The 1216-nt window shown below is 57.9% G+C and carries 2 protein-coding genes; both read left to right on the top strand.

Annotated features, from left to right (window positions below):
* Positions 1-259 precede the first annotated feature (259 nt).
* Positions 260-511: a hypothetical protein gene (locus QUA58_RS31350; protein WP_333257680.1), complete on the top strand. Its 252-nt coding sequence runs from the start codon at positions 260-262 to the stop codon at positions 509-511.
* 79 nt (positions 512-590) lie between these two features.
* Positions 591-1181: a recombinase family protein gene (locus QUA58_RS31345; protein ID WP_333257683.1), complete on the top strand. Its 591-nt coding sequence runs from the start codon at positions 591-593 to the stop codon at positions 1179-1181.
* The last annotated feature ends 35 nt before the right edge of the window (positions 1182-1216 follow it).

Here is a 1216-nt window from a genome sequence, read left to right as displayed (position 1 = left end):
ACCGGCGTGATCCCAAATATGCGGACGATGCTGATGCCTTGGCGTTCTTCGACGAACTGATCGCTGACGCGCTGGCGATCCCTGAGAAGAGGGCTGATCTCGACAGGCATGCGCGGGAACACATCGCCACGCACGGGTCGTCCTTCACGATCACCCCAGACAGGTCAGATCAGTAATCTGCGCCGACATGCAGATGAATATGGCGGGCAGGGACATGCCTTTGGTAAACTGGTGACATCACCAATCGCCAAGGAGCCCGATGGAATATCCCCCCGACCAGTTCACCTTCTACGCCTGCCAAACGATCTACATCAGCATCATCGGAGACCTGCCCCCATCGCGCCGGGTAGTTGCTTCGTTTAGTCGCTGTGATGCCCTCGATGACCTCATCGGCTATCTCAATATGATGATGGCTGAGACAGTCCTCCCCGCCGATGCCACCGAGGATCAGGTCAGAGATGCCTATGATGAGCATCTCGCCCAACCCGTCGAAATCGTCGTGTGCGACTGATCCTGCGCATCATCGGTGAGGGAAAAGCTGAACTAAAAGAACTGCTTGACGCATTCCAGAACTGTGAGAATCTTCTGGAATGACGAAACGCATCGGGCTTTACATGAGGGTCTCAACCGATCAGCAGACCACTGAGAACCAGCGTCGTGAACTCATCGCCGTCGCTGAGCGCAATGGTTGGGTGATCGTCGCCGAGTTCTGTGACGAGGGAATCTCGGGTGCCAAAGGTCGGGATCAGCGTCCTGCCTTCGATGCATTGCTCAAAGCCGTGGCTCGGCGCGAAATCGATCTGGTCGCAAGCTGGGCAGTGGATCGCCTCGGACGCTCGCTCCAAGACCTTGTTGGCTTCCTCAATGAGATCAACAGCAAGGGCGTGGACCTCTATCTCCATCAGCAGGCGCTCGACACCAGCACGCCCTCTGGTCGCGCCATGTTCGGGATGTTGAGCGTGTTCGCCGATTTTGAGCGTGAGATGATCCGAAGCCGCATCATGGCTGGGCTCGCGCGCTCGAACAAGAAGGCGGGACGCCCAGCCTTGCCCCCGATCATGATCGAGAAAATCGAGAAGACGCTCGCCCAAGGGCTCAGCATCAACGCCACTGCCAAGCGTCTCAAGGTCGGCGTCGGCACCGTCCACCGGATCAAAGTGAAGATGGCCAATGCCGCCTGAGCAAGACCGTGGAGGTGCGGTTCCTCTTCTGGGAC

This window comes from Microcoleus sp. N9_A1 (assembly GCF_036701795.1).
GTDB lineage: Bacteria > Cyanobacteriota > Cyanobacteriia > Cyanobacteriales > Microcoleaceae > Microcoleus.
This window is presented reverse-complemented; position numbering and strand designations above follow the sequence as displayed.

What these genes read in the sequence shown, in the direction of transcription:
- QUA58_RS31345 (WP_333257683.1), top strand. Translation starts at nt 591, where the DNA reads ATGACGAAACGCATCGGGCTTTACATGAGGGTCTCAACCGATCAGCAG.
- QUA58_RS31350 (WP_333257680.1), top strand. Translation starts at nt 260, where the DNA reads ATGGAATATCCCCCCGACCAGTTCACCTTCTACGCCTGCCAAACGATC.